This is a genomic window from Pseudomonas sp. DWP3-1-2 (assembly GCF_049896285.1).
Classification (GTDB): Bacteria; Pseudomonadota; Gammaproteobacteria; order Pseudomonadales; family Pseudomonadaceae; genus Aquipseudomonas.
The window spans coordinates 212,580-237,419 of the sequence record NZ_JAFCTZ010000006.1 but is presented as its reverse complement, the minus strand read 5'-3'; the positions used below and the strand labels follow the sequence as shown (position 1 = coordinate 237,419).

Annotated in this window: 19 protein-coding genes; 15 read left to right on the top strand and 4 right to left on the bottom strand. The window is 60.2% G+C overall.

Features of this window, described 5'->3' with window-relative positions:
* Positions 1 to 149: 149 nt before the first annotated feature.
* Entirely contained in the window at positions 150 to 812 is a 663-nt protein-coding gene (gene msrA / locus ACP7B0_RS15910) for a peptide-methionine (S)-S-oxide reductase MsrA (RefSeq protein ID WP_426142362.1), read from the top strand.
* A gap of 150 nt (positions 813 to 962) precedes the next feature.
* Here msrA and ACP7B0_RS15905 read toward each other — a convergent pair whose 3' ends face one another.
* Positions 963 to 1,799, bottom strand: a complete 837-nt coding sequence (locus tag ACP7B0_RS15905; RefSeq protein ID WP_426142361.1) for a 23S rRNA (adenine(2030)-N(6))-methyltransferase RlmJ — start codon at positions 1,797 to 1,799, stop codon at positions 963 to 965.
* Positions 1,800 to 1,964: 165 nt separating this feature from the next.
* Here ACP7B0_RS15905 and ACP7B0_RS15900 point away from each other — a divergent pair, with 165 nt between their 5' ends.
* Positions 1,965 to 2,225 (top strand): hypothetical protein, encoded by a 261-nt coding sequence (locus ACP7B0_RS15900; protein WP_426142360.1) that lies wholly within the window; start codon positions 1,965 to 1,967, stop codon positions 2,223 to 2,225.
* A gap of 98 nt (positions 2,226 to 2,323) precedes the next feature.
* Here the strand turns inward: ACP7B0_RS15900 and ACP7B0_RS15895 are convergent, their stop codons facing one another.
* Complete coding sequence (locus tag ACP7B0_RS15895; protein WP_426142359.1) at positions 2,324 to 3,427, bottom strand: GlxA family transcriptional regulator; 1,104 nt, start codon at positions 3,425 to 3,427, stop codon at positions 2,324 to 2,326.
* 492 nt (positions 3,428 to 3,919) lie between these two features.
* Positions 3,920 to 5,296, bottom strand: a complete 1,377-nt coding sequence (locus ACP7B0_RS15890; protein ID WP_426142358.1) for an L-serine ammonia-lyase — start codon at positions 5,294 to 5,296, stop codon at positions 3,920 to 3,922.
* Positions 5,297 to 5,768: 472 nt separating this feature from the next.
* Here ACP7B0_RS15890 and ACP7B0_RS15885 point away from each other — a divergent pair, with 472 nt between their 5' ends.
* From ACP7B0_RS15885 to yccS, 13 genes are all read left to right on the top strand, one after another.
* A complete protein-coding gene (locus ACP7B0_RS15885) occupies positions 5,769 to 6,716 on the top strand; it encodes a choline ABC transporter substrate-binding protein (protein ID WP_426142357.1) in 948 nt (315 codons plus the stop codon).
* Positions 6,717 to 6,783: 67 nt separating this feature from the next.
* Positions 6,784 to 7,629: a choline ABC transporter permease subunit gene (choW, locus tag ACP7B0_RS15880; RefSeq protein ID WP_426142356.1), complete on the top strand. Its 846-nt coding sequence runs from the start codon at positions 6,784 to 6,786 to the stop codon at positions 7,627 to 7,629.
* Positions 7,626 to 8,804, top strand: a complete 1,179-nt coding sequence (gene choV, locus ACP7B0_RS15875) for a choline ABC transporter ATP-binding protein (RefSeq protein ID WP_426142355.1) — start codon at positions 7,626 to 7,628, stop codon at positions 8,802 to 8,804. The genes choW and choV overlap by 4 nt, the downstream gene beginning before the upstream one ends.
* 251 nt (positions 8,805 to 9,055) lie before the next feature.
* The gene (betI, locus tag ACP7B0_RS15870) at positions 9,056 to 9,649 is read left to right on the top strand and encodes a transcriptional regulator BetI (protein ID WP_426142354.1); all 594 of its coding nucleotides are present in this window, start codon (positions 9,056 to 9,058) and stop codon (positions 9,647 to 9,649) included.
* A gap of 115 nt (positions 9,650 to 9,764) precedes the next feature.
* A complete protein-coding gene (gene betB, locus ACP7B0_RS15865) occupies positions 9,765 to 11,237 on the top strand; it encodes a betaine-aldehyde dehydrogenase (RefSeq protein WP_426142353.1) in 1,473 nt (490 codons plus the stop codon).
* Between the two features lie 156 nt (positions 11,238 to 11,393).
* Positions 11,394 to 13,097 carry a choline dehydrogenase gene (betA, locus tag ACP7B0_RS15860; RefSeq protein ID WP_426142352.1) on the top strand — a complete coding sequence of 568 codons (1,704 nt, stop codon included), beginning with the start codon at positions 11,394 to 11,396 and terminating at the stop codon, positions 13,095 to 13,097.
* A 233-nt stretch (positions 13,098 to 13,330) separates the two neighbouring features.
* Complete coding sequence (locus ACP7B0_RS15855) at positions 13,331 to 14,026, top strand: RraA family protein (RefSeq protein ID WP_426142351.1); 696 nt, start codon at positions 13,331 to 13,333, stop codon at positions 14,024 to 14,026.
* Between the two features lie 216 nt (positions 14,027 to 14,242).
* Complete coding sequence (locus ACP7B0_RS15850; RefSeq protein ID WP_426142350.1) at positions 14,243 to 15,685, top strand: TldD/PmbA family protein; 1,443 nt, start codon at positions 14,243 to 14,245, stop codon at positions 15,683 to 15,685.
* Positions 15,685 to 17,010 carry a TldD/PmbA family protein gene (locus ACP7B0_RS15845; RefSeq protein WP_426142349.1) on the top strand — a complete coding sequence of 442 codons (1,326 nt, stop codon included), beginning with the start codon at positions 15,685 to 15,687 and terminating at the stop codon, positions 17,008 to 17,010. Before ACP7B0_RS15850 ends, ACP7B0_RS15845 begins: the two co-directional genes overlap by 1 nt.
* A gap of 308 nt (positions 17,011 to 17,318) precedes the next feature.
* On the top strand, positions 17,319 to 18,731 hold the full coding sequence (mdtD, locus tag ACP7B0_RS15840; RefSeq protein ID WP_426142348.1) for a multidrug transporter subunit MdtD: 1,413 nt from the start codon (positions 17,319 to 17,321) through the stop codon (positions 18,729 to 18,731).
* Between the two features lie 186 nt (positions 18,732 to 18,917).
* Positions 18,918 to 20,297, top strand: coding sequence for an ATP-dependent RNA helicase DbpA (dbpA, locus tag ACP7B0_RS15835; RefSeq protein ID WP_426142347.1), 1,380 nt, complete (start codon positions 18,918 to 18,920; stop codon positions 20,295 to 20,297).
* 169 nt (positions 20,298 to 20,466) lie between these two features.
* On the top strand, positions 20,467 to 21,645 hold the full coding sequence (locus tag ACP7B0_RS15830; protein WP_426142346.1) for an NAD(P)/FAD-dependent oxidoreductase: 1,179 nt from the start codon (positions 20,467 to 20,469) through the stop codon (positions 21,643 to 21,645).
* Positions 21,646 to 21,906: 261 nt separating this feature from the next.
* Positions 21,907 to 24,105: a YccS family putative transporter gene (yccS, locus tag ACP7B0_RS15825; protein ID WP_426142345.1), complete on the top strand. Its 2,199-nt coding sequence runs from the start codon at positions 21,907 to 21,909 to the stop codon at positions 24,103 to 24,105.
* Here the strand turns inward: yccS and ACP7B0_RS15820 are convergent.
* Positions 24,086 to 24,823: a substrate-binding periplasmic protein gene (locus ACP7B0_RS15820; RefSeq protein ID WP_426142344.1), complete on the bottom strand. Its 738-nt coding sequence runs from the start codon at positions 24,821 to 24,823 to the stop codon at positions 24,086 to 24,088. The two genes, yccS and ACP7B0_RS15820, sit on opposite strands and share 20 nt — an antisense overlap.
* Positions 24,824 to 24,840 lie beyond the last annotated feature (17 nt).

The window sequence follows — 24,840 nt, the reverse complement described above, 5'->3', positions numbered from 1 at the left end:
TCAACTTCAGACTCGTTGGGTGAGGCTTGCCCGCGAAGAGGCCGGTACATCCGGAACATTTTCGAACCTGCGCTATCTATTGCCTTCGCGGGCAAGCCTCGCTCCAACAGAACCCGTCCTGACCACCCCCTATCAAGAGGAAAAGGTTCATGGCTCTTCGCTCGGAAATTCTTGTGAACAAAAACGCACTCCCTACCGCTGAACAGGCGCTGCCCGGTCGAGAAACCCCCATGGCGCTACCGGAGACGCACTTCGTCAACGGTAATCCGCTACTGGGACCGTTTACCGCCAATGTGGAATTCGCCATCTTCGGCCTCGGCTGCTTCTGGGGCGCTGAAAGACTGTTCTGGCAGCAGGAAGGCGTCGTCAGCACCGTCGTAGGCTACGCGGGCGGCATGACACCGAACCCGACGTACGAAGAAGTCTGCTCGGGCCTGACCGGGCACAGCGAAGTCGTGCTGGTGGTGTATGAACCGGAAAAAATCAGCTATGAGCAACTGCTCAAACTGTTCTGGGAAGCGCACAACCCGACTCAGGGCATGCGTCAGGGCAATGACATCGGCACTCAATACCGCTCGGTGATCTACTGCACCAATCCTGAACAACTGGCAGCGGCCAAAGCCAGCGAAGCCGCTTTCCAGGCTGAACTGAACAAGGCAGGCATTGGCTCGATCACCACCGAAATCGACGAAGCGCCGACCGTTTTCTTCGCCGAGGCCTATCACCAGCAATACCTGGCCAAGAACCCGCAGGGTTATTGCGGCATCGGTGGTACCGGTGTGTGCATGCCGCCGAGCCTGAGCGCCAACTGAAGAAAAGCATCCTTGTGGAGTGAAGTTCACTCCTGCGGGACCGGCTTTAGCCGGGAAAGGCCTGATCCGACGTCTTCCCGGCTGAAGCCAGTCCCACAAACATGGACCGGCTTTAGCCAGGAAAGCGGTGTGCTTCACACCGCAGAATTTTTATTCCGCAATCAACCAATCCATCTTCCAGTCACCCTTGGTCTGCCCGAGCTTTTGCGCCAGATACGGCATCAATTCGCGCAGCTCTTCTTCAAGTCCCCAGGGCGGGTTGGCAATGGCCAGGCCTGAGCCGTTGAGGCTTGCCGGGGTGTCCAGCGGATGCACATACAGCTCGACACGCAGCAGCTTGGGCGCACCGGTTTCGGCCAGGTCCTGATAGAAGCGCTTGAGCAGACGCTGATCCTTGATCGGGTACCAGATGGCGGCGACGGTCTGGCGCATGCGGCCGATGGTCTCTTTCAAGGCCACGGCGCAGCGCTTCATTTCATCCAGCTGCTCGAATGGCGGGTCGATCAGCAGCACCGCACGTTTTTCCGCAACGGGCAGCAATGCGCGGGGCACATGCCAGCCTTCACCCAGGTGCACCGCCACACGGCGATCGCCGCGCATGTTCTCCTTGAGCAGGCGCCCGTCTTCCGGATGCTTCTCGTTGAGCAGGATGCGATCGCGCTCGCGGGTGGAACGCCGGGCGATTTCGGGGGAACCCGGGTAATACCGCAGCTCGCCGTCGGGGTTCATGTCGTGCAGCAACTGCATGTAGTCAGCCGCCATCGCGGGCAGATCCGGCGCGTCCCACAGGCGGGCAATGCCTTCGAGGTACTCGCCGGTGCGACTGGCCTGATCACCCTTGAGGTCATAAAGGCCCAGCCCGGCATGGCTGTCGATATAGGCGAATGGCTGCTCCTTGCGCGCCATCAGGGCAAACAAGCGAGTCAGAACAAGGTGTTTGAACACGTCGGCGTGGTTGCCGGCGTGGAAGGCGTGACGGTAATTCATGGCAACTCCTGGAAGGCAGCGGAGTTTAGCAAATTGACTGGGCAATAGCCGGGCTGTCCGAAAACGACATGCTCATAGGCACCCCGGACATTGAGCCGCCAGCCCCTTGCCGACAATCGCCAGCGCTACCAGAATCCATTCAAATCCAATAAAGGAGCGCACGGGATGATGCACGCAGATTTGATTGACCAGGAAGATTTGATCAGCCAGCTCAGGGCAATCGGCTTCGAGATGCCTTCCGGCGCGACCGCCGACCAGGCGTGCGCCCAGGCCGTCTGCGGCCTGAACGCAGAACGCGCCACCGCCTTGCGTCGGCTCGTGGAACAAATGCTCACCGGCAGCGCGACGATCCTTCCGGCGGTGAGGCAAGCCATTGATCAGCAGTTGTTGCCGGCACTGGCAGCGTACAAAAAGAGCTGCCAGTAGCCGCCGAACATCGTGGGACCGGCTTTAGCCGTGACGAATCAGCGTCGTCACCAAGCCGCTCCCACGATTATCGGGCCGTTACGAACAGCGCGGTGCCGTTACAACCTCACACTTGCAAACGTCGATTCATTCCTGGCCTGGCTCAACGCCGACAACGGGCCTGAAAGCGGTGCCAGCACCAGCGCTTGCGGGATGGGCATCATGGCCACTTGCTGAGCAGTGTTGGACCCGACGCGCTCGTCGCGCGGCGGGATGCCGAAGTATTCGCGGTAGCACTTGGAGAAGTGCGGTGTGGAGACAAAGCCGCAGACCGACGCCACTTCGATGATCGACATCGGCGTTTGCTTGAGCAGTTGCCGGGCACGGATCAGGCGCAGTTTCAGGTAATAACGCGATGGCGAGCAGTGCAGGTATTTCTGGAACAGCCGCTCCAGCTGACGCCGGGAAACCGCGACGTAGACCGCCAGTTCATCCAGGTCGATAGGTTCTTCAAGGTTGGCTTCCATCAGCGCCACGATTTCCTGCAGTTTCGGCTGATTGGTGCCCAGCATGTGCTTGAGCGGCACGCGCTGATGATCCTGCTCGTTGCGGATGCGCTCGTACACGAACATTTCAGAAATCGCCGCCGACAACTCGCGACCGTGATCACGGCTGATCAGGTGCAGCATCATGTCCAGTGGCGCAGTGCCGCCGGAACTGGTGAACCGGTTGCGGTCCAGGGTGAACAAACGGGTGCTCATCGCCACTCGAGGAAAGGCTTCCTGCATCGAGGCCAGACATTCCCAATGCACGCTGCAATCGAAACCATCCAGCAGACCGGCGCAGGCCAGTGCCCAACTGCCGGTGCAGACCGCCCCCAGACGCCTGGACTGGCGTGCCTGGCTTTGCAACCAGCTCACGTGCTCACGGCTCACCGAGCGCTGAATGCCGACGCCGCCGCAAACGATGACGGTGTCCAGCGCCGGTGCCTTGTGCATCGCGGCATCGGGGGTGATCTGCAAACCGTCGCTGGCCCAGACCTGGCTGCCGTCGGCGGACAAGGTGGTCCAGCGATACAGTTCGCGACCCGACAGCTGGTTCGCCATGCGCAGGGGTTCAACTGCAGATGCGAGGGAGATCAGCGTGAAGTTATCCAGCAGCAGAAAGCCGATGGATTGGGGTGCACGGTTCTGGGGTTGAGCCCCGGCATTGAACGAATTCATCACGACATCTCCTCACACAAAGCGGTTGATGGCCCAGGCGCAGGCTCTTGTTATTGCCCTATGTTCAGCAGGGCTTTCCAATCACAACGCAAATGCCATGCCTAAACTTGAATGGCCATTCAACAACCCCTGAAAACGACGTCGTGATGTGTCTAGTCAGCAGCGACCTCAGTTGCCGATTCACGACGCGGGGGTATTGACGAGCCTAGCAGGCGCGGGCCGGGTGAGCAGTTCGGTAGCACTTGTGAGAAGGGAGAAACGAGTGGTCCCGGGGGAGTGTCACTCAACGCGCGGGGCGACCAATGGCGACAGCGCCTTAACCCTGTGCCCAAGGTTCAGGCGCGAAACCGAGGCTTGCGCGCCAAAAGGTGGCGGCAGCCGGCTGAGGTGGTCGAAAAACGAGCAATGCGTTGACGCCTGCCGGGTTGATAGCGGGTCGGCCTTTTCAGGGACCAATGCCCGCCCGCCTTTTCACGCAGGATCAGGCAGCCCTCAGCACTCCACGGCGCTGACGGCCAACCCTCCGCGTGAGGTTTCCTTGTATTTGTCGTGCATGTCCGCCCCGGTATCACGCATGGTCCGGATGACGCGGTCCAGCGAGATAAAGTGCTGGCCGTCGCCCCGCAAGGCCATTTGCGCGGCATTGATGGCTTTCACCGCCGCAATGGCATTGCGCTCGATGCAGGGCACTTGCACCAGGCCGCCAACCGGGTCACAAGTCAGGCCCAGGTTATGCTCCAGGCCGATTTCCGCCGCATTGCACAGCTGCTCCGGCGTCGCGCCGAGAATATCGGCCAGGCCCGCAGCGGCCATGGCGCACGCCGAACCGACCTCCCCCTGACAGCCGACTTCTGCGCCGGAGATGGATGCATTCTTCTTGCACAAAATGCCGATCGCCGCAGCGGCCAACAAATAATCCACAACGTTGGCGTCGCTGACTTCCTCGCTGAACTTGACGAAGTAATGCAGCACCGCCGGGATGATCCCTGCCGCGCCGTTGGTGGGCGCGGTAACCATGCGCCCGCCTGCGGCGTTTTCTTCGTTGACGGCCAGGGCAAACAGGTTGACCCACTCCATGGCGCTCAAGGTCGAACCGATGACGTTGGGCTTGCCCAGTTCCAGCAGACTGCGGTGCAAACGTGCCGCGCGACGCCGTACATTCAAACCGCCCGGCAGAATGCCTTCATGCTTGAGGCCTTGCTCGACGCAATCCTGCATCGCACGCCAGAGCTTCATCAGGCTGTCGCGAATCTCTGCTTCACTGCGCCAGACCTTTTCATTGGCCATCATCAGTTGCGACACGCGCAAACCATGCTGTTTACACAAGGCGAGCAATTGCGCGGCGCTGGAAAAATCGTAAGGCAATACGGTTTGGTCCCTGTCCAGCACGCCGCTGGCCGCCTGGGCCGCGTCGACCACAAAACCACCGCCCACCGAGTAATAGGTGTCCCTATGAAGTTCGCCGCCCTCGCCTTCTGCAATCAAGGTCATGGCGTTGGGATGGAAGGGCAGATTCTCTTCGATCAGCAGCATGTCGCGCTGCCAATGGAACGGAACACTCAAACGGCCATCCAAAAACAGCGTGTCGGTGTCTTTGAGGGTTTCTATGCAAAGGCCGATTCGTGACGGATCAATGGCGTCGGGCCACTCGCCCATCAGCCCCATGATCACTGCATTGTCGCTGCCGTGGCCGATCCCGGTCGCCGAAAGCGATCCATAAAGGCGTACTTCGATACGTCGCACGCGCTCCAACTGCTCACGTTCACGCAAGACCTGAACGAACAATGCAGCAGCGCGCATCGGTCCCACAGTGTGAGAGCTGGAAGGTCCGATTCCGATTTTGAAAAGGTCAAAAACGCTGATTGCCATATGCCTAAAGCTCCGAGATCAAGACCCCCGACGTTTGAAAGCGTCCGGTGACGGAGCTGCTACGCTCAATGCGATCCGCCGATTTGGTCTCATCATCGAGCTTTTCCCAGCACGGCGGCGTCTCACACCGACCCACTCATGCCCACCAACGTCGCCACTGCCGGACAGTGCCTTTACGCGTGCCTTGTGCCGGTTTTGGCCCTGTTTCCGTGGAAAAAGGGCGCTTACAGCGGGGAAAAAATCTGTAAGCGACGTCACCGACACTGGATGCGACCCTGTATGTACTGGATACGACGCACCCTGTAGGCGTTTGATTTGGGCTGTTACATGATCAAGCTCGACTTGATCGCCAGCCGCAGTGAAAGAGCTATCGCTACACCCTTTTGCGTCACCCTTTTCGGTCACCCGAAAACCATAAGTCACGTCAGGCCTGTACCGGCTGACGACGAGAAAAAACCAAAGGAGTCCACCCATGAAAGGTTCTAAATCACTGCTATTGGCGGTTGCATTAGGTTTGCCGATGCTGGCGCAGGCCGCCGAACCGGAACAGTGCTCTACCGTCAACTTTTCTGACGTCGGCTGGACCGACATCACGGTCACCACTGCCGTGACCAGTGCGGTGCTTGAATCCCTGGGTTACAAGACCAAGACCACGATGATTTCCGTACCGGTGACTTACAAGTCCCTGGCCGACGGCAAGAACATGGACGTTTTCCTCGGCAACTGGATGCCCACCATGGAAAACGACATCAAGGCTTATCGTGAAGCCGGCACAGTCGAAACCGTGCGCGCTAACCTTGAAAACGCCAAATACACCCTGGCCGTACCAGAGGCGCTTTACGACAAAGGCCTGCACGACTTTGCCGATATCGCCAAATTCAAGAAAGAACTCGACGGCAAGATTTACGGCATCGAGCCTGGCAACGACGGCAATCGCCTGATCCAGAGCATGATCGACAAGAATGCTTTCGGCCTCAAAGACGCCGGCTTCAAGGTCGTGGAATCCAGCGAAGCAGGCATGTTGTCTCAGGTTGATCGCGCCTCGCGTCGCGGCACCGATGTGGTGTTCCTGGGCTGGGAACCGCACCCGATGAACACCCGCTTCAAAATGAAGTACCTCACAGGCGGTGACGACTTTTTCGGCCCGAATTTCGGTCAGGCCACCATCTACACCAACACCCGCAAAGGCTACACCCAGGAATGCAGCAACGTGGGCCAGCTGTTGAAGAACCTGTCGTTCACGCTGGACATGGAAAGCTCGCTGATGGGCAAGGTTCTGGACGACAAGATGAAGCCTGACGTGGCCGCCAAGGCATGGCTCAAAGCCAATCCGCAAGTGCTCGACACCTGGCTTGCCGGCGTGACCACCCTTGACGGTAAACCAGGCTTGGAGGCCGCCAAAGCTCAACTGACGAAGTAATCCGACACGCAGGCGGGTTCGCCCGCCTGTTGTCCTCATTTCCTCCCGCAAGCGGACAACCGATACCATGCTGACAGATCATAAAATTCCTCTTGGCGAATACATTGCGGCCTTTGTCGAATGGCTGACCCAACATGGCGCCAGTACCTTCGATGCGATCGCGTATACGCTGGAAACCATGATCCACGGCCTGACGTTTTCGTTGACCTGGTTCAATCCCTTTGTGTTGATCGGCCTGATTGCCTTGCTCGCGCATTTCATCCAGCGCAAGTGGGGCCTGACGATCTTCGTGATCGCATCGTTTCTGCTGATCCTGAACCTGGGTTACTGGGTACAGACCCTTGAAACCCTGGCACAAGTGCTTTTCGCGACCCTGGTCTGCGTGATGATCGGCGTGCCGCTGGGCATCATCGCGGCGCACAAACCCCTTTTCTTCACCCTCATGCGTCCGGTCCTGGACTTGATGCAGACGGTTCCCACCTTCGTTTACCTGATCCCTACCCTGACGCTGTTCGGCCTGGGCGTTGTGCCCGGTCTGATTTCAACGGTGGTCTTCGCCATTGCCGCGCCGATCCGCCTGACGTATCTGGGTATCCGGGATGTCCCCCAGGAATTGCTCGACGCGGGCAAAGCCTTTGGCTCTTCCCGACGCCAACTGCTGACGCGAATCGAACTGCCTTACGCCATGCCGAGCATCGCCGCAGGCATCACGCAATGCATCATGCTGTCGCTCTCGATGGTGGTGATCGCTGCATTGGTGGGCGCAGATGGCCTGGGCAAACCCGTGGTCAACGCATTGAACACCGCTGATATCGCCCTGGGCTTCGAAGCCGGGCTGGCGATCGTACTGCTGGCAATCATGCTCGACCGTATTTGCAAACAACCCGACGCCAAGGTGAGGGCTGACGCATGAGCATCATCAAATTCGACAAGGTTGACGTTATCTTCTCCAAGGACCCGCGTGAGGCCCTCAAGCTGCTGGATGAAGGCCTGACGCGTGACCAGATTCTGAAAAAGACCGGCCAGATCGTCGGCGTGGAAAAGGCCAGCCTGGAAGTCCAGAAAGGTGAAATCTGCGTACTGATGGGCTTGTCCGGCTCCGGCAAATCCAGCCTGTTGCGCTGCATCAACGGTCTGAACACCGTGAGCCGTGGCGCGCTGTACGTGGAGCATGAAGGGTCGCAGATCAACATCGCCTCCTGCACCCCCGCTGAACTGAAAATGATGCGCACCAAGCGTATCGCCATGGTCTTTCAGAAATTCGCCTTGATGCCCTGGCTGACCGTGCGCGAGAACATCAGCTTCGGTCTGGAAATGCAGGGCCGCCCGGAAAAGGAACGCCGCAAGCTGGTGGACGAAAAGCTCGAACTCGTGGGCCTGACCCAATGGCGCAACAAGAAGCCCGATGAGCTGTCCGGCGGCATGCAGCAACGGGTGGGCCTGGCCCGCGCGCTGGCCATGGATGCTGACATCCTGCTGATGGACGAACCTTTCTCGGCCCTGGACCCGCTGATCCGCCAGGGTTTGCAGGACGAATTGCTGGAACTGCAAAGCAAGCTGAGCAAAACCATCGTGTTCGTGAGTCACGACCTGGATGAAGCCCTGAAGCTCGGCAGCCGCATCGCCATCATGAAAGACGGCCGCATCGTGCAATACAGCGTGCCGGAGGAAATCGTTCTCAACCCGGCCGACGACTATGTGCGCACCTTCGTTGCCCATACCAATCCGCTCAATGTGCTGTGCGGCCGCAGCCTGATGCGCACGCTGGACGACTGCACCCGACTCAACGGCTCTGTCTGCCTTGATCCAGGTGGCGACTCATGGCTCGATCTGGCCGAGGGCAACACCATCAAAGGCGCACGCCAGGGCACCAGTCAGCTCGACCTGCAAAACTGGGTGCCCGGCCAACCGGTGAACAGCCTCAACCGACGTCCGACGCTGGTCGACTCCAATATCGGCATGCGCGACGCCCTGCAAATCCGCTACCAGACCGGCAACAAACTGGTGCTGCAGGACGGCAATCAGGTCGTCGGGATTCTGGGTGACAGCGAGCTGTACCACGCGCTGCTAGGCAAAAACCTGGGTTAAGCGCAGTGCCTCGTCTCGTTGGAGCGAGGCTTGCCCGCGAATCAGTCGCAACGGTAGATCAGGCTCCCCGCGTTATCGTTCTTCGCGGGCAAGCCTCGCTTCAACAGGAAATGGGCTCCCCAATTGATCGACTATTGGGCTCCCTGCACGCCCCTCTTTTATTATTGATTGAACGTTCAATAAAAAATCTTTAGACTGGCCCTGCCTTTGTGGCAGTGCGATCAGTCCGGCGAACCAGGAGATTCAACGATATGCCCAAGGTCGGTATGCAACCCATTCGACGTCAACAGCTGATCCAGGCCACGCTTACAGCGGTGGATCAAGTCGGAATGGGCGACGCCAGCATCGCGTTGATCGCCCGTCTGGCGGGGGTCTCCAACGGCATCATCAGCCATTACTTCCGGGACAAGAACGGCCTGATCGCAGCCACCATGCGACATCTGATGAACGCCTTGATCGCCAATGTCAGTGAACGCCGACAGGCGCTGACCGATGACAGCCCGCGAGCGCATCTGCAAGTCATCATCGAGGGCAACTTCGACGCCAGCCAGGTCAACGGCCCGGCAATGAAAACCTGGCTGGCCTTCTGGGCGACCAGCATGCATCAACCGTCTTTGCACAGGCTGCAGCGGATCAACGATCACCGCCTGTATTCAAACCTGTGCTGTCAGTTTCGCCGAGTCCTGCCACTGGAGCAGGCGCGCAGCGCGGCCCGCGGGCTGGCGGCATTGATCGACGGTTTGTGGTTGCGCGGAGCGCTGTCGGGCGATGCCTTCGACACCGAGCAAGCGCAACGGATCGCGTACGAATATATGGATTTCCAATTGGCGAAATCGGTCAGCTGAAACGGTTAATCAAAACCTCAGCGAGCATCGAACGACTCAGCACCCGCGTTGCCCAATCTTTCAAGGCAACCTGACTTGAGTCATCGCCCACCACTCAAGAATTCGCGAGGACTTTATGGCCCGTTTCGAACTGCAAAAACTCTACATCGACGGCGGCTACGTCGACGCCACCGGCAAGGCGACTTTCGACGCTATCAACCCGGCCAACGGCGAGGTTCTGGCTCAAGTCCAGCGCGCTTCCAAAGATGACGTTGAACGCGCCGTGATCAGCGCCGAGAAAGGCCAGAAAATCTGGGCCGCCATGACCGCCATGGAGCGCTCGCGCATCCTGCGCCGCGCCGTGGACATCCTGCGCGAGCGCAACGATGAGCTGGCCGCGCTGGAAACCCTGGACACCGGCAAGGCGTTCTCCGAAACCAAATACGTCGACATCGTCACCGGCGCCGACGTGCTGGAATATTACGCAGGCCTGGTGCCCGCCATCGAAGGCGAGCAGATCCCTCTGCGCACGTCGTCCTTCGTCTATACCCGCCGCGAGCCATTGGGCGTTGTCGCCGGCATCGGCGCGTGGAACTACCCGATCCAGATCGCCCTGTGGAAATCCGCTCCGGCCCTGGCGGCGGGCAACGCGATGATCTTCAAGCCCAGCGAAGTCACGTCGCTGACCACCTTGAAGCTGGCAGAAATCTACACCGAGGCTGGCGTTCCGGACGGCGTGTTCAACGTCCTGACCGGCACTGGCGCCGAAGTCGGCAGCTGGCTGACCGAACACCCGCGCATCGAGAAGATCTCGTTCACCGGCGGTGTCACCACCGGCAAGAAAGTCATGGCCAGCGCTTCGGGCTCGTCCCTCAAGGAAGTGACCATGGAGCTGGGCGGTAAATCGCCGCTGATCATCTTCGACGACGCCGATCTGGATCGCGCCGCCGACATCGCCATGATGGCCAACTTCTATAGCTCCGGCCAGGTGTGCACCAACGGCACCCGTGTGTTTGTGCCCAATGCGCTCAAAGCCGCATTTGAAGCCAAGATCGTCGAGCGCGTTAAACGCATCCGTGTGGGCAACCCGCAAGACGACAACACCAACTTCGGCCCGCTGGTGAGTTTCGCCCACATGGAAAACGTGCTGGGTTACATCGCCTCCGGCAAAGAGCAAGGCGCGCGCCTGCTGATTGGCGGCGAGCGGCTGACCGAAGGTGAATTCGCCCAAGGCGCTTATGTGGCCGCTACGGTGTTCACCGATTGCACTGACGACATGAAAATCGTGCGCGAAGAAATCTTCGGCCCGGTGATGAGCATCCTCGGTTACGACACCGAAGAAGAAGTGATCCGCCGCGCCAACGACACCGAGTTCGGTCTGGCCGCCGGTATCGTCACCAAGGACCTGAGCCGCGCCCACCGCGTGATTCACCAGCTTGAAGCCGGCATTTGCTGGATCAACGCCTGGGGTGAATCAGCGGCAGAAATGCCGGTGGGCGGCTACAAGCAATCGGGCGTGGGTCGTGAAAACGGGATCAGCTCGTTGGCGCAGTACACGCGGATCAAGTCCGTGCAGGTTGAGCTGGGTGATTACGCGTCGGTTTTTTAACGGCAATGTGATTCCCGTGGGACCGGCTTCAGCCGGGAAGAGGTCGGTACATTCACCGCATCTGCGTCATCCGTGATGCAGCCTTCCCCGCCAAAACCGGTCCCACGACGTGCTTTCGCCACATGGCTCCGACTATTTTCAAAAGAGGGTGCAGTAATGTCCCAAGAATTCGATTACATCATCATCGGCGCGGGCTCGGCCGGTAATACCCTGGCAGCCCGTCTCACCGAAGACGCAGGCGTCACTGTTTTGCTGCTTGAAGCTGGCGGCCCGGACTATCGTCTGGATTTCCGCACACAAATGCCCGCCGCACTGGCATTCCCACTGCAGGGCCGTCGCTACAACTGGGCCTACGAAACCGATCCGGAACCGCACATGAACGGCCGTCGCATGGAATGTGGCCGTGGCAAGGGCCTGGGCGGTTCGTCGCTGATCAATGGCATGTGCTACATCCGTGGCAACGCCATGGACTACGACGGCTGGGCGAAAAACCCTGGCCTGGAAGACTGGAGCTACCTGGATTGCCTGCCGTATTTTCGCAAGGCAGAAACCCGCGACATCGGCCCCAATGACTACCACGGTGGCGACGGTCCGGTCAGCGTGACCACGCCCAAAGCCGGCAACAATCCGCTGTTCGCCGCCATGGTCGAGGCGGGTGTGCAAGCAGGCTATCCGCGCACCGACGACCTTAACGGCTATCAGCAAGAAGGTTTCGGCCCGATGGACCGCACCGTGACGCCTAATGGTCGTCGCGCCAGCACCGCACGCGGCTACCTGGATGAAGCGAAAAAACGCTCGACGCTGACCATTGTGATTCACGCCCTGACGGATCGGATTCTGTTCGAGGGCAAGCGCGCCGTTGGCGTGACTTATCTGGTCGGCGATAACGATTCGCGGGTTGAAGCCCGTGCACGCAAGGAAGTCCTGCTGTGCGGTGGCGCCATCGCTTCGCCGCAGATCCTGCAGCGCTCCGGCGTCGGCCCGGCTGAAGTGCTCAACAAGCTGGACGTTCCAGTGGTTCACGATTTGCCGGGCGTTGGCCAGAATCTTCAGGATCACCTGGAGATGTACCTGCAATATGCCTGCACTCAACCGGTTTCCCTGTACCCCTCCCTGCTGTGGTGGAATCAGCCGGCCATTGGTGCCGAATGGATGTTCCTCGGCAAAGGCATCGGCGCCAGCAATCAGTTCGAAGCCGGCGGTTTTATCCGCTCCAGCGAGGCTTTCGAATGGCCGAACATTCAGTACCACTTCTTGCCGGTGGCGATTAACTACAACGGCAGCAATGGCGTAAAAGAGCATGGTTTCCAGGCCCACGTGGGTTCAATGCGTTCGCCCAGCCGTGGTCGCGTGCAGATCAAATCGAAGAACCCTCGGGAATACCCGAGCATCCTCTTCAATTACATGGCGAGCGAACAGGACTGGCAGGAATTTCGCGACGGCATCCGCCTGACCCGGGAAATCATGCAGCAACCCGCGCTTGACCCGTACCGTGGCCGCGAAATCAGCCCCGGCATTGACGTGCAGTCCGATGAAGATCTGGACAAGTTCGTGCGCGATCACGCTGAAACTGCGTTCCATCCGTCCTGCTCGTGCAAGATGGGCACTGACGAGATGGCGGTGGTTGATGGCGAAGGCCGGGTGCATGGCTTGCAGGGCTTGCGGGTTGTGGATGCGTCGATCATGCCGCTGATCACCACCGGCAACCTCAACGCACCCACGATCATGATCGCCGAGAAAATCGCCGACAAGATCCGTGGCCGTGCGCCACTGCCGCGTAGCACCGCCGATTACTTCGTGGCGGGCGACAAGCCGGCGCGTGGCAAGCCCGTGCGGGAAGTGAGCCGTACCGCGCAGTAACTGCAAACCCCGCAGGAGCGAGGCTTGCCCGCGAAACAATTTTCGGGCTGATACAGGTATCGCCTGAATTGACGCCTTCGCGGGCAAGCCTCGCTCCAACAAGTTTCTATCGCCAACCTGCACCCGCCGCGCTTGATCCCGACATGGCCACGGGCCTAATCTAGCGCTACGCAAACGATCAACCCCCCCGCAACAATCGACAAGCCGGCAATGACTGGCCACGAGGCTTACACATGTTTGATGTAGTTTCTTCGAGCAAATGGCCCACCGGATACCTGATCAACCCCAACGCCGAGCCGTTGGACCCGAAATGGCTGACCGCCTTCAGCAAGATTCCTGCTGCCGCCGTCAGTGACTGCCTGGGCCGCAACGTGGGCGGGCTGGGTTTGAAAGCGTTTCACGGCAACGCCCCGATGCTCGGCAGCGCGCTGACCGTGCGTGTACGCCCCGGCGACAACCTGATGATTCTCAAGGCCATGCAGATGGCCCGTCCTGGCGACGTGCTGGTCATCGACGGCAGCGCCGACCTGACCCGTGCCGTGTTCGGCGGCATCATGCGTGCCATGGCGCTCAAGGCCGGCATCGTCGGCGTGGTGATCAACGGCGCACTGCGTGACCTGGACGAATGGCAGACCGGCGAACTGCCTGCGTATGCCATCGGCGGCGTCCATCGTGGGCCAAGCACCGACGGCGGCGGCGAAATCAACGTACCGATTTCCTGCGCCGGCATGCTGGTCATGCCCGGCGACCTGATGATTGGCGACGGTGACGGCGTCGTTGCCGCTGCCCGCGCCGAGTTGCCCGAACTGCTGGTGCGTTGCCACGACCTGCTGGCCCGTGAAAAAGCCACCCTGGCCGCCATTGAAGCCGGCACGCTGGACCCTGATCGTTTCGACGCGATCCTGCGCAGCAAGGGTTGCCCGGTTTAATTCAGAAACCGCGTCGCCCCCTTCGCGAATAAATTCGCTCCCACTGGAGACCGCATGTTCACTGTGGGAGCGGATTTATCCGCGCAGGCGTCGGATCAAACCCCGATGACCTCCTACAGGGGAACGCATTTCCATTGTGGGAGCGGGTTTATCCGCGAAGGCGTCGGGTCATCCACCGACACGTTCCTGACATGACACTCCAAGAGGCCACCCTGCATGTTCGATCTCTCCGCTCAGCTTTCGCAGCGGTTTGCCGCCCTGCAGAGCCGCGCCCAGTTCTTTTCCCTGCGGTATGTACGCCAGACCAGCCAGCATTTGTGCGTGCGCAAGAATGTCGCTGAACCGCCTCATCTGAGCAGCGATGAAGGCGCGATGCTGACCGTGCGCCTCAATGGCGTGGAAGCCTACGCGGCGACCCAAGACCTCTCGCAACGGGGCCTGCAAGCGGCGCTGGAACAAGCCGAAGCCCATGCCCTGCGCCTGGGGCCCTACGCGCTGCTGGATTTGACCGGGCACGCCGTCGCAACCGCTCGCGCCGATTACGTATCGCCCCACCTGAACGATGCCTTCCCGCCGTTGAGCGACTGCCTGCATCTGCTGATGAGCGAGTCCACGGCAGTGCCCCAGGATGAGCGACTGGTGAACTGGCAAGTCAGCCTCGGCCTGGAAAACGTCGAGCAGATCTACCTGAATAACGCGGGGGCGCTGATTCGTCGAGCCCAGCGCTTTGTTTATCCGGGCATGAGCGTGACCGCTTACGACGGTAGCGACAGCCAGACCCGCAGTCTGGGCCGGGATAACTTTGGCCAGCAAGGCGGCGCGGAAGTCATCGCCAATTGCGGCCTGGTCGGCGCGGCGGGCAAGGTGGCCGATCAGGCGCTGCAACTGATCATGGCGCCCAACGCGCCACAAGGCCCGCGGGATCTGCTGTTGATGCCGGACCAGATGATGCTGCAAATTCACGAATCCATCGGCCATCCGCTGGAACTGGACCGCATTCTGGGTGATGAGCGCAATTACGCGGGCACTAGCTTCGTCAAGGCCAGTGACTTCGGCAGCCTGCAATATGGCTCGAAACTGCTCAACGTCACCTTCGACCCGGACATCCCCGAGCAACTGGCCAGCTACAGCCATGACGACGACGGCACGGCCGCGAGCAAGCAATTCCTGATTCGTGAAGGCAAGCTGGAGCGCCCCTTGGGCGGCGGCTTGTCGCAACACCGTGCGGGCATGGAAGGCGTCGCCAACAGTCGTGCCTGCGGCTGGAACCGCCCGCCCATCGACCGCATGGCCAACTTGAACATCGAGCCGGGGGATCAACCGCTGGCGCAACTGATCGGCAACATCGAACACGGCATCCTCATGTCCACCAACCGCTCGTGGTCCATCGACGACGCGCGCAACAAATTCCAGTTCGGTTGCGAATGGGCCCAGTTGATCGAAAACGGCGAGCTTAAAGGCGTGGTCAAGAACCCCAACTACCGCGCCATTTCCGCGCAGTTCTGGAAGAGTCTCAGCGCCGTGGGCGACGCCAGCACCTTCAAAGTGCTGGGCACACCCAACTGCGGCAAGGGCGAGCCCAATCAGGTGATCCGGGTCGGCCACGCGTCTCCGGCCTGTGTGTTCAGCCAGGTCGACGTATTCGGAGGAGATGCCTGATGACGCATCAAGAGCAATTCCAGGCACTGGTGGCAAGCCTCAAAGGCGCGCTCACCCATCAGGAACAATTCACCCTCGCCTACCACGCCGAGGCATCGGATTTCATTCGCTTCAATCACGCCAAGGTTCGCCAGATGGGCCATGTGCAGCAGGCCAGCGTGACCTTCAAGCTGATTGACGACGGGCGTCACGCCAACCTGCAACTGACGCTGTCGGGGGATGCCGGGCTTGACCAACAGCGCTTGAGCGAAGCACTGCACCAGTTGCGCGAAACCCTGACGTTGCTGCCCGAAGACCCGTACCTGCAACCCAATACCGAAGCCTGGCGGACCGACAATATTCAGGCCCAGCCCTTGCCGGACAGCGCTGACGTGGTGGGGCAGATCAATCGTCTGGCCCAGGGGCTGGATCTGGTGGGCTTCTACGCGGCAGGCCCGTTGTATCGCGGCTTTGCCAGTTCGTGGGGCGCTCAGGGCTGGCATCAGGCCAACAGCTTCAACTTCGACTGGAGCCTGTTTCACGAAAACGGCCAGGCAGTGAAAGCCAATTACGCTGGGCATGACTGGAGCGATGAGGCCTTCGCCCGACGCTTCGAACAGGCGCGCGAACAACTCGAGTTCCTGGGCCGACCGCTGAAAACCCTCGCTCCCGGTCAATACCGTGCGTACCTGGCCCCCGCAGCCATGGACGAGATCATTGGCATGCTGTGCTGGGGCGGCTTTTCCGCTCAATCACTGGCGAACAAGACCAGTCCGTTGCAGCGCTTGTACAGCGGCGACGCACAGTTAAGCCCTTTGGTGAGTCTTGACGAGCACGTCACGGGTTCGCTCTCCCCGGCGTTTTCCGGCGAAGGTTATCCACGCAAGGACCTGTCACTGGTCGCGGCCGGGCAGGCTCGCGAACAACTGGTGGATTCGGCCAGCGCCGCTGAATACGGTTTGAGCACCAATGGCGCTGATTCGGGCGAGTCGCCCAATTGCCTGAGCATGGCGGCAGGCACATTGGCGCTAGAGGAGATTCTGGAGAAAATCGGCACCGGCCTGTATATCGGCAATCTCTGGTACCTGAACTACTCCGACCAGGCCGCGGCACGCCTGACGGGCATGACCCGTTTCGCGACGTTCTGGGTTGAAGACGGCAAGATTCAGGCGCCAGTCAGCACCATGCGTTTCGACGACAGCGCCTACAGCCTGCTGGGCAGCGCACTGGAAGAATTGACGAAAGAGCGGGAACTGATTCTCTCGACAAGTACCTATAGTCAGCGCCAGACAGCTTCCAGTCAGCTGCCGGGTGCTTTGATCAGTCGGTTGACGTTGACGTTGTAACCGCCAGCCACAAGCCCGTTGGAGCGTGGCTTGCCCGCGAAGGCGTCAGTGCAGTCGATCTAGTTATCGCTTGTGCAACCGCTTCGCGGGCAAGCCTCGCTCCAACGAGGTGATAACAAAACACTGATTCTCTCGACAAGTACCTAGGGATCAGTCGGTGGCGTTAACGTTGTAACCGCCAGCCACAAGCCCGTTGGAGCGTGGCTTGCCCGCGAAGGCGTCAGTGCAGGCGATCTAGTTATCGCTTGTGCCAACCGCTTCGCGGGCAAGCCTCGCTCCAACGGGGTGACAACAAGATAAGGACCCCTATGCCAATCACCGCCCCGGTTCTGGATGAAAAAGCCCTGCGCTGGTTGCCATGGGTCGTGGCCATCGCGTTCTTCATGCAGAGTCTGGATGGCACCATCCTCAATACCGCGCTGCCTTCCATGGCGCGGTCGCTGGCCGAAGACCCGCTGCGCATGCAGTCGGTGGTCATCGCTTACATGCTGACCATCGCCTTGCTGATCCCGGCCTCGGGCTGGATCGCCGACCGTTTTGGCATCAAGCAGATTTTCTTTAGTGCCATCCTGCTGTTCAGCTTTGGTTCGCTGCTGTGCGCACTGTCCAGCACGCTAACCATGTTGATCGGCGCTCGCGTTGTCCAGGGGCTTGGCGGTGCCTTGATGCTGCCCATCGGGCGCTTGATCGTGTTGCGCGCCTATCCGCGTTCGGAGCTGGTGCGGATCATGAGTTTCATCACCCTGCCCGGCCTGCTCGGTCCGCTGATGGGCCCGCCCCTGGGCGGCTGGATGGTGGAATACCTGAGCTGGCACTGGATTTTCCTGATCAACATTCCGGTGGGCCTCATCGGTTGCTACGCTGTGCACCATTTCATCCCCAACTTGCCCGGGGGTGGTCGCACACGCTTTGACGGTGTCGGTTTTGCGCTGTTCGGCGCCGCCATGGTGCTGATCACCATCGCGCTGGAAGGCTTGGGCGAGCTGCACCTGCCGCACCTGCGGGTGGTGTTGCTGCTGTTCGGCGGCTTCGGTTGCCTGGCCGCTTACTGGTTGCGTGCCGGGCATGTGGATCAGCCGCTGTTTGCGCCCTCGCTGTTCCGCACCCGCACCTTTGCCGTGGGCATTCTCGGCAATCTGTTCGCCCGGCTTGGCAGCGGCGCGTTGCCGTTCTTGATGCCGTTGTTGCTGCAAGTTGCACTGGGTTATTCCCCTTCGCAGGCGGGCATGAGCATGTTGCCGCTGGCCGCTGCGGCGATGTTCGCCAAGTCCGTGGCGCGCTGGCTGATCGAACACCTGGGTTATCGCGTCATCCTCACCGGCAACACCTTGTTGCTCGGCATTTTGCTGGCGAGCGTTGCCTTGGTGGATGCCCAGACACCGTATTGGGTCCTGCTGGTGCATCTAGGCCTGATCGGCGCGGTGAACTCCCTGCAATTTACCGCCATGAACACCGTGACGCTGATCGACCTGGACGACGCCAGCGCGGCCAGCGGCAACAGCCTGTTGTCGGTGGTCGCGCAGTTATCCTTGAGCTTCGGCGTGGCGTGCGCGGCGGCATTGCTGGGCGGGTTTACCGATCAGGTCGCCACCGGCGAAGTGAGCAGCGTGCTGGGGGCCTTTCAACTGACCTTCCTGACCGTGGGCGTCATGGCCATGTTCGCAGCGGGGATTTTCCTGCAGTTGCCGTCGCGTGAGGTGAAGCCAGCACCGGCACCTTAGATCGCTGGAGCGAGGCTTGCCAGCGAAGAACGATGACGCGGTGTACCTGTTGAACCGAGCTGCCTGATTCGCGGGCAAGCCTCGCTCCTACGGGGAAAGGTGACGAGACGGCCGCCCGGCGGGAGTCAGCCCGGCTTGCTCGGGACCTGATACACTGCGCGACATTTTGTTTTGCAGGCTCATCCCGTGACTAACACCGCTTTCAATACTTTGCCCCTGTCCGCCGCCATGTTGGCTAACCTGGAGTCGCTTGGTTATGCCGAAATGACGCCGATCCAGGCGCAGAGCCTGCCGGTGATTCTCAAGGGCATGGACCTCATCGCCCAGGCCAAGACCGGCAGCGGCAAGACCGCGGCATTCGGCATCGGCCTGCTCAACCCGATCAATCCGCGTTATTTCGGTTGCCAGGCTCTCGTGCTGTGCCCCACCCGCGAACTGGCGGATCAGGTGGCCAAGGAAATCCGCCGTCTGGCCCGTTCGGAAGACAACATCAAGGTCCTGACCCTGTGCGGCGGCGTGTCCTTCGGCCCGCAGATCGGCTCGCTTGAGCACGGCGCGCACATCATCGTCGGTACGCCAGGGCGCATTCAGCAGCATTTGCGCAAAGGCTCGCTGGTGCTTGATGGCCTGAACACGCTGATCCTCGACGAAGCCGACCGCATGCTGGACATGGGGTTCTATGACTCCATCGCCGACATCATCGAGCAGACTCCGAAAAAGCGTCAGACCCTGCTGTTCTCCGCCACGTATCCGGTGGGCATCAAACAACTGTCCTCCAAGTTCATGCGCGACCCGCAGACCGTCAAGGTCGAAGCGCTGCATGCCGACAGCCAGATCGAGCAGATTTTCTACGAGATTTCCCCTGAAGATCGCCTCGACGCCGTGGTGAAGGTGCTTGGTCACTTCCGCCCGCAATCCTGCGTAGCATTCTGCTTCACCAAGCAGCAGTGCCAGGAAGTGGTGGATCACCTGACCGCCAAGGGCATTTCTGCCGTGGGCCTGCATGGCGATCTGGAACAACGGGATCGGGATCAAGTGCTGGCGATGTTCGCCAACCGCAGTACGTCGGTGCTGGTTGCCACCGACGTCGCCGCGCGCGGTCTGGACATTGATGCACTGGACATGGTGCTCAACGTCGAACTGGCCCGTGATTCCGAGATGCACATTCACCGCGTCGGCCGTACCGGTCGCGCCGGTGAAAAAGGCATCGCGGTCAGCCTTGTGGCCCCGTCGGAAAGCCAGCGCGCCCGCGCCATCGAAGAAATCCAGAAAGCTTCGTTGCGCTGGGATCAGCTCGACAACCTGAAAAATGCCGGTGGCTCGCAGCTGATTCCGACCATGAGCACCTTGTGCATCGGCTCTGGCCGCAAGGACAAACTGCGCCCCGGCGACATTCTTGGCGCACTGACAGGCGATGCCGGGATTCCTGGCACACAAGTGGGCAAGATCGCGATCTTTGATTTCCAGGCGTATGTGGCGGTTGAGCGCGGCGTCGCCAAACAAGCGCTGGAGCGCTTGAACAACGGCAAGATCAAAGGCAAATCGTTGCGCGTGCGGATTCTTTGAACTGAATAAACGCTGACAGGCGGCCCGCTTTCTATCGTTGGAGCGAGGCTTGCCCGCGAAAAAGTCGGAACGACTTTCCGGCGATCGCAAGCCACCTTTTTTTGCGACTGCTGCGCAATCGTTCGCGGGCAAGCCTCGCTCGAACGACCTACATACCGAGGAAATCGCTGTGCCCGTTACTGACGTTGTGATTATTGGCGCTGGCGCCGCAGGTTTGATGTGCGCGCTGACCGCCGCCAGTCGCGGGCGCAAGGTGATGCTGATCGATCACGCCAACAAGCCCGGCAAAAAAATCCTCATGTCCGGCGGCGGTCGCTGCAATTTCACCAATATGTACACCGAACCGGCCAACTTTTTGTCGCAGAATCCGCATTTCTGCAAATCAGCCCTGGCGCGTTACACCCAGTGGGATTTCATCGCGCTCGTGGCCAAGCATGGCGTGCCGTATCACGAGAAAAAGCTCGGTCAGCTTTTCTGCGACAACAAATCCAGCGACATCCTCGAACTGCTGCTGGACGAATGCCAGCAGGCGGGCGTCAGCCTGCACATGGACACCTCGGTGCAGCAGATCGAAAAAACCGAGACCGGCTACACGCTGGCGACCACGCTCGGCCACTTGAGCTGCCAATCGCTGGTGATCGCCACCGGCGGCCTGTCGATCCCGACCTTGGGCGCAACCGGCTTCGGTTATCAAGTCGGCAAGCAGTTCGGCCACACCTTGCTGCCAACCCGCGCCGGGCTCGTGCCGTTCACCATTACCGACCAACTGAAGGACATCTGCACCGAGCTGTCCGGCACATCGGTGGACTGTCTGGTCAGCTGCAACGACATGAGTTTCCGCGAGAACATCCTGTTCACCCACCGCGGCCTCAGCGGTCCGGCAATTCTGCAAATTTCTTCTTTCTGGCATCCCGGTGATGCGGTCGAGATCAATTTGCTGCCCGATCATGACGTCGCCAGCTGGCTCAGCGAGCAGCAAGCCGAGCGGCCCAACAGCGAGCTCAAGACCCTGCTGGGGGAAATCTTCACCAAGAAGATGGCCAACCTGATCGCCGAACACTGGTTCGTGTCCAAGCCCATGAAGCAATACACCCATGCCGAACTGGCGGAGATTGCGAGCAAGCTGTCGAGCTGGCAGGTGGTCCCGGCGGGCACTGAAGGCTATCGCACGGCTGAAGTGACCCTGGGCGGTATCGACACCCGGGAAGTCTCCTCCAAGACCATGGAATCGCTGAAATCGCCGGGGTTGTACTTCATCGGCGAGGTGCTGGACGTCAGCGGCCATCTGGGCGGCTTCAATTTCCAGTGGGCCTGGGCGTCGGGGTATGCGGCGGCGCAGTTTGTTTGAGTGAAGCGCCCCTGATCCGCTGGAGCGAGGCTTGCCCGCGAAGAACGATGACGCGGTGTACCTGTTGAATCCGGGAATGCTGCTTTCCTGCCGCGCTGATGCGTCGGGTGTACTGGCCTCTTCCCGGCTAAAGCCGGTCCCACAGTTTGAACTGCCCCCCCATTACGGAATAAATTTTGCGTGGTGGATGTACAGACCCGACTCAGGCCTGTACATATCCAGCAGGATCGATCAATCGCGAACAAGGCCGTCAGCTCTTCTATGGCATCGACATCTCTACGTCTCACGTTCCGTCGTCTGTGGGCGCTGGATAAATTCAGCTACAGCGTCCGTGTCTTCATCGCGCTGACCGGCAGCATGGCGCTGTGCTGGTATCAGAACGAAATGGCGTTGCTGATCCCGCTGTTTCTGGGGATTATCGCCTGCGCCCTGGCCGAAACCGACGACAGTTGGCAAGGTCGTCTCAATGCCCTGGCGGTAACGCTGGTGTGCTTCAGCATCGCCGCCATGGCGGTGGAGTTGCTGTTTCCTTACCCGATTCTCTTTGTCTGTTCGCTCGCCCTGGCTGCGTTTTGCCTGACCATGCTGGGAGCCTTGGGTGAGCGCTATAGCGCCATCGCCTATGGCACGTTGATTCTGTCCATATACACCATGATCGGCGTCGATCAGCGCGGCGGCGAGGTGCTGGATTTCTGGCACGAGCCGATGCTGCTGGTCGCGGGTGCGGCGTGGTACGGCTTGCTGTCGGTGCTGTGGCAGATGTTGTTTTCCAACCAGCCGGTGCAGCAGGCGCTGGCACGCTTGTTCCGCGAACTGGGGCAATACCTGAAGCTAAAGTCGAGCCTGTTCGAACCCATCCGCCAACTGGACGTTGAAGCCCGACGTCTTGAGCTTGCGCAGCAGAACGGGCGCGTTGTGGCGGCGCTCAATGCCACCAAGGAAATCATCCTGCACCGTGTAGGCAATGGTCGTCCAGGCTCGAAGGTCAGCCGCTACCTGAAGCTGTACTTCATCGCTCAGGACATCCACGAGCGCGCCAGTTCGTCGCATTACCCCTACAACTCGCTGGCCGAGGCGTTCTTTCACAGCGATGTGCTGTTCCGCTGTCAGCGCCTGCTGCGTCAGCAAGGTGTGGCCTGCCAGGCGCTGTCCGAATCCATCCAGTTGCGTCAGCCGTTCACGTACACCGACAGTTTTGCGTATGCCATGGAAGATTTGCAGGCGTCTCTGGAACACTTGCGCATCCAGAGCAACCCGGCATGGCGCGGGCTGTTGCGATCACTGCGCGCCCTGGCCGCCAACCTGGGCACACTTGATCGGCTCCTCAAGGACGCCAGCAATCCGGATGCCGTGGCGGCCGCCACCGACAGCTCACTGCTGGACCGCTCGCCGCGTACCTTCAAGGACGCCTGGAATCGCCTGCGTCTGCAACTGACCCCCACGTCATTGCTGTTTCGCCACGCCCTGCGCCTGCCACTGGCGCTCACCGTCGGCTACGCCATGGTTCACCTGATCCACCCGTCACAGGGCTACTGGATCATCCTGACCACGGTATTCGTCTGTCAGCCCAGTTATGGCGCAACCCGTCGCAAACTCGGCCAACGGATTATCGGCACGGCCATTGGCCTGACGGCGGGCTGGGCGCTGTTCGACCTGATCACCAGCCCGATTCTGCAGTCGATGGTTGCGGTGATCGCCGGTGTGGTGTTCTTCGTCAACCGCACCACGCGCTACACCTTGTCCACCGCCGCGATCACGGTGATGGTGCTGTTCTGTTTCAATCAGGTGGGCGACGGATACGGGCTGTTCCTGCCACGCCTGTTCGATACCTTGCTCGGCAGCCTGATCGCGGGGCTGGCGGTGTTCCTGTTCCTGCCGGACTGGCAAGGGCGGCGCCTGAACAAGGTGCTGGCCAATACCCTGACGTGCAACAGCATTTACCTGCGCCAGATCATGCAGCAATACGCCAACGGCAAAAGCGACGATCTGGCTTATCGTCTGGCACGCCGCAACGCCCATAATGCCGACGCGGCGCTGTCCACCACGCTGGCCAATATGCTCATGGAGCCGGGGCATTTCCGCAAGGAAGCCGATGTCGGGTTTCGTTTTCTGGTGCTCTCGCACACCTTGCTCAGTTATTTGTCAGGCCTGGGCGCGCATCGTGACGCCCAGTTGCCCAGCGAAGTGCGTGAACAGTTGATCGCCGGTGCAGGCGCGGCGCTGGCCGCCAGCATCGATGAAATTGCCCAGAGTCTGGCCGAGAAAAAACCCGTCTCGATTCAAAGTGATGCCGAGGAAAACCTGGCCGTTGAACTGGAGCAGATGCCCGACGACCTGGATGAAAGCCAGCGTCTGGTGCAAACCCAACTGGCCTTGATCTGTCGCCAACTGGGGCCACTGCGAACCCTCGCGGCACATTTGATCAAAGGCCCGGAAGACGCTACAAGCCATGCCGCTTGAGGATCTCGGCGTAACTGCCGTCAGCTTTCATGGCGGCGATCTCCCGATTGAAGCCAGCGACAATTGCTTCCCGATCGGGGTTTTTCAGGCTGACGAGAATGTGCAGGCTGTTCTCGCTCAGTGACTGGGGCAGGAATTCGAGCGCATCGCGCACCGCCTGGGGTTCGCGGGATAGATAGAAACGGGCGACATATTCATCTTCCAGCGTCAGGTCCACGCGTCCGGCGAGCACCATACGCACCGCCATGGAAAAGCTGTTTACCGGAACCTTCTCCAGCATTTCGTCGCCGTCGAACTCTGGCGAATAGGCATATCCGCGCACGACAGCGATGGGCCTTCCATACAGTTGATACAGCCCGTGATATTCGACGCTGGATCGCGAGCGCTTGATGAAGCGCACGCGGTTGATTAAATACTCGGTGGAATACAGGCCTACTTTTTTTCGGTCCTCGCTATACCAGGCGTTGACCAGCACGTCATAGCGACCTTCACCCAGACCATTCAACGCCCGAGCCCAGGGTAATTGCTGGTACTCGGTGTCATACCCGGCCCGGCGCAAGGCAGTGCCAACCAAATCAGTCGCCAGCCCACCATTGAGCAAGGTGCTGTCGGTGAAGGGTGGCCAGGCATCGGCAACCAGGCGCAGCTTTTCTCCTGCGCTGGCAGGTGCTACCAGTAACCAGCACAGAAGACCCACGGTTCGAAGCAAATACGGCATGCTCATTTCCCTGAGTT

Coding starts and splice junctions, on each gene's coding strand:
- msrA (WP_426142362.1), top strand. CDS start 150: ATGGCTCTTCGCTCGGAAATTCTTGTGAACAAAAACGCACTCCCTACC.
- ACP7B0_RS15905 (WP_426142361.1), bottom strand. CDS start 1,799: ATGAATTACCGTCACGCCTTCCACGCCGGCAACCACGCCGACGTGTTC.
- ACP7B0_RS15900 (WP_426142360.1), top strand. CDS start 1,965: ATGATGCACGCAGATTTGATTGACCAGGAAGATTTGATCAGCCAGCTC.
- ACP7B0_RS15895 (WP_426142359.1), bottom strand. CDS start 3,427: ATGAATTCGTTCAATGCCGGGGCTCAACCCCAGAACCGTGCACCCCAA.
- ACP7B0_RS15890 (WP_426142358.1), bottom strand. CDS start 5,296: ATGGCAATCAGCGTTTTTGACCTTTTCAAAATCGGAATCGGACCTTCC.
- ACP7B0_RS15885 (WP_426142357.1), top strand. CDS start 5,769: ATGAAAGGTTCTAAATCACTGCTATTGGCGGTTGCATTAGGTTTGCCG.
- choW (WP_426142356.1), top strand. CDS start 6,784: ATGCTGACAGATCATAAAATTCCTCTTGGCGAATACATTGCGGCCTTT.
- choV (WP_426142355.1), top strand. CDS start 7,626: ATGAGCATCATCAAATTCGACAAGGTTGACGTTATCTTCTCCAAGGAC.
- betI (WP_426142354.1), top strand. CDS start 9,056: ATGCCCAAGGTCGGTATGCAACCCATTCGACGTCAACAGCTGATCCAG.
- betB (WP_426142353.1), top strand. CDS start 9,765: ATGGCCCGTTTCGAACTGCAAAAACTCTACATCGACGGCGGCTACGTC.
- betA (WP_426142352.1), top strand. CDS start 11,394: ATGTCCCAAGAATTCGATTACATCATCATCGGCGCGGGCTCGGCCGGT.
- ACP7B0_RS15855 (WP_426142351.1), top strand. CDS start 13,331: ATGTTTGATGTAGTTTCTTCGAGCAAATGGCCCACCGGATACCTGATC.
- ACP7B0_RS15850 (WP_426142350.1), top strand. CDS start 14,243: ATGTTCGATCTCTCCGCTCAGCTTTCGCAGCGGTTTGCCGCCCTGCAG.
- ACP7B0_RS15845 (WP_426142349.1), top strand. CDS start 15,685: ATGACGCATCAAGAGCAATTCCAGGCACTGGTGGCAAGCCTCAAAGGC.
- mdtD (WP_426142348.1), top strand. CDS start 17,319: ATGCCAATCACCGCCCCGGTTCTGGATGAAAAAGCCCTGCGCTGGTTG.
- yccS (WP_426142345.1), top strand. CDS start 21,907: ATGGCATCGACATCTCTACGTCTCACGTTCCGTCGTCTGTGGGCGCTG.
- ACP7B0_RS15820 (WP_426142344.1), bottom strand. CDS start 24,823: ATGCCGTATTTGCTTCGAACCGTGGGTCTTCTGTGCTGGTTACTGGTA.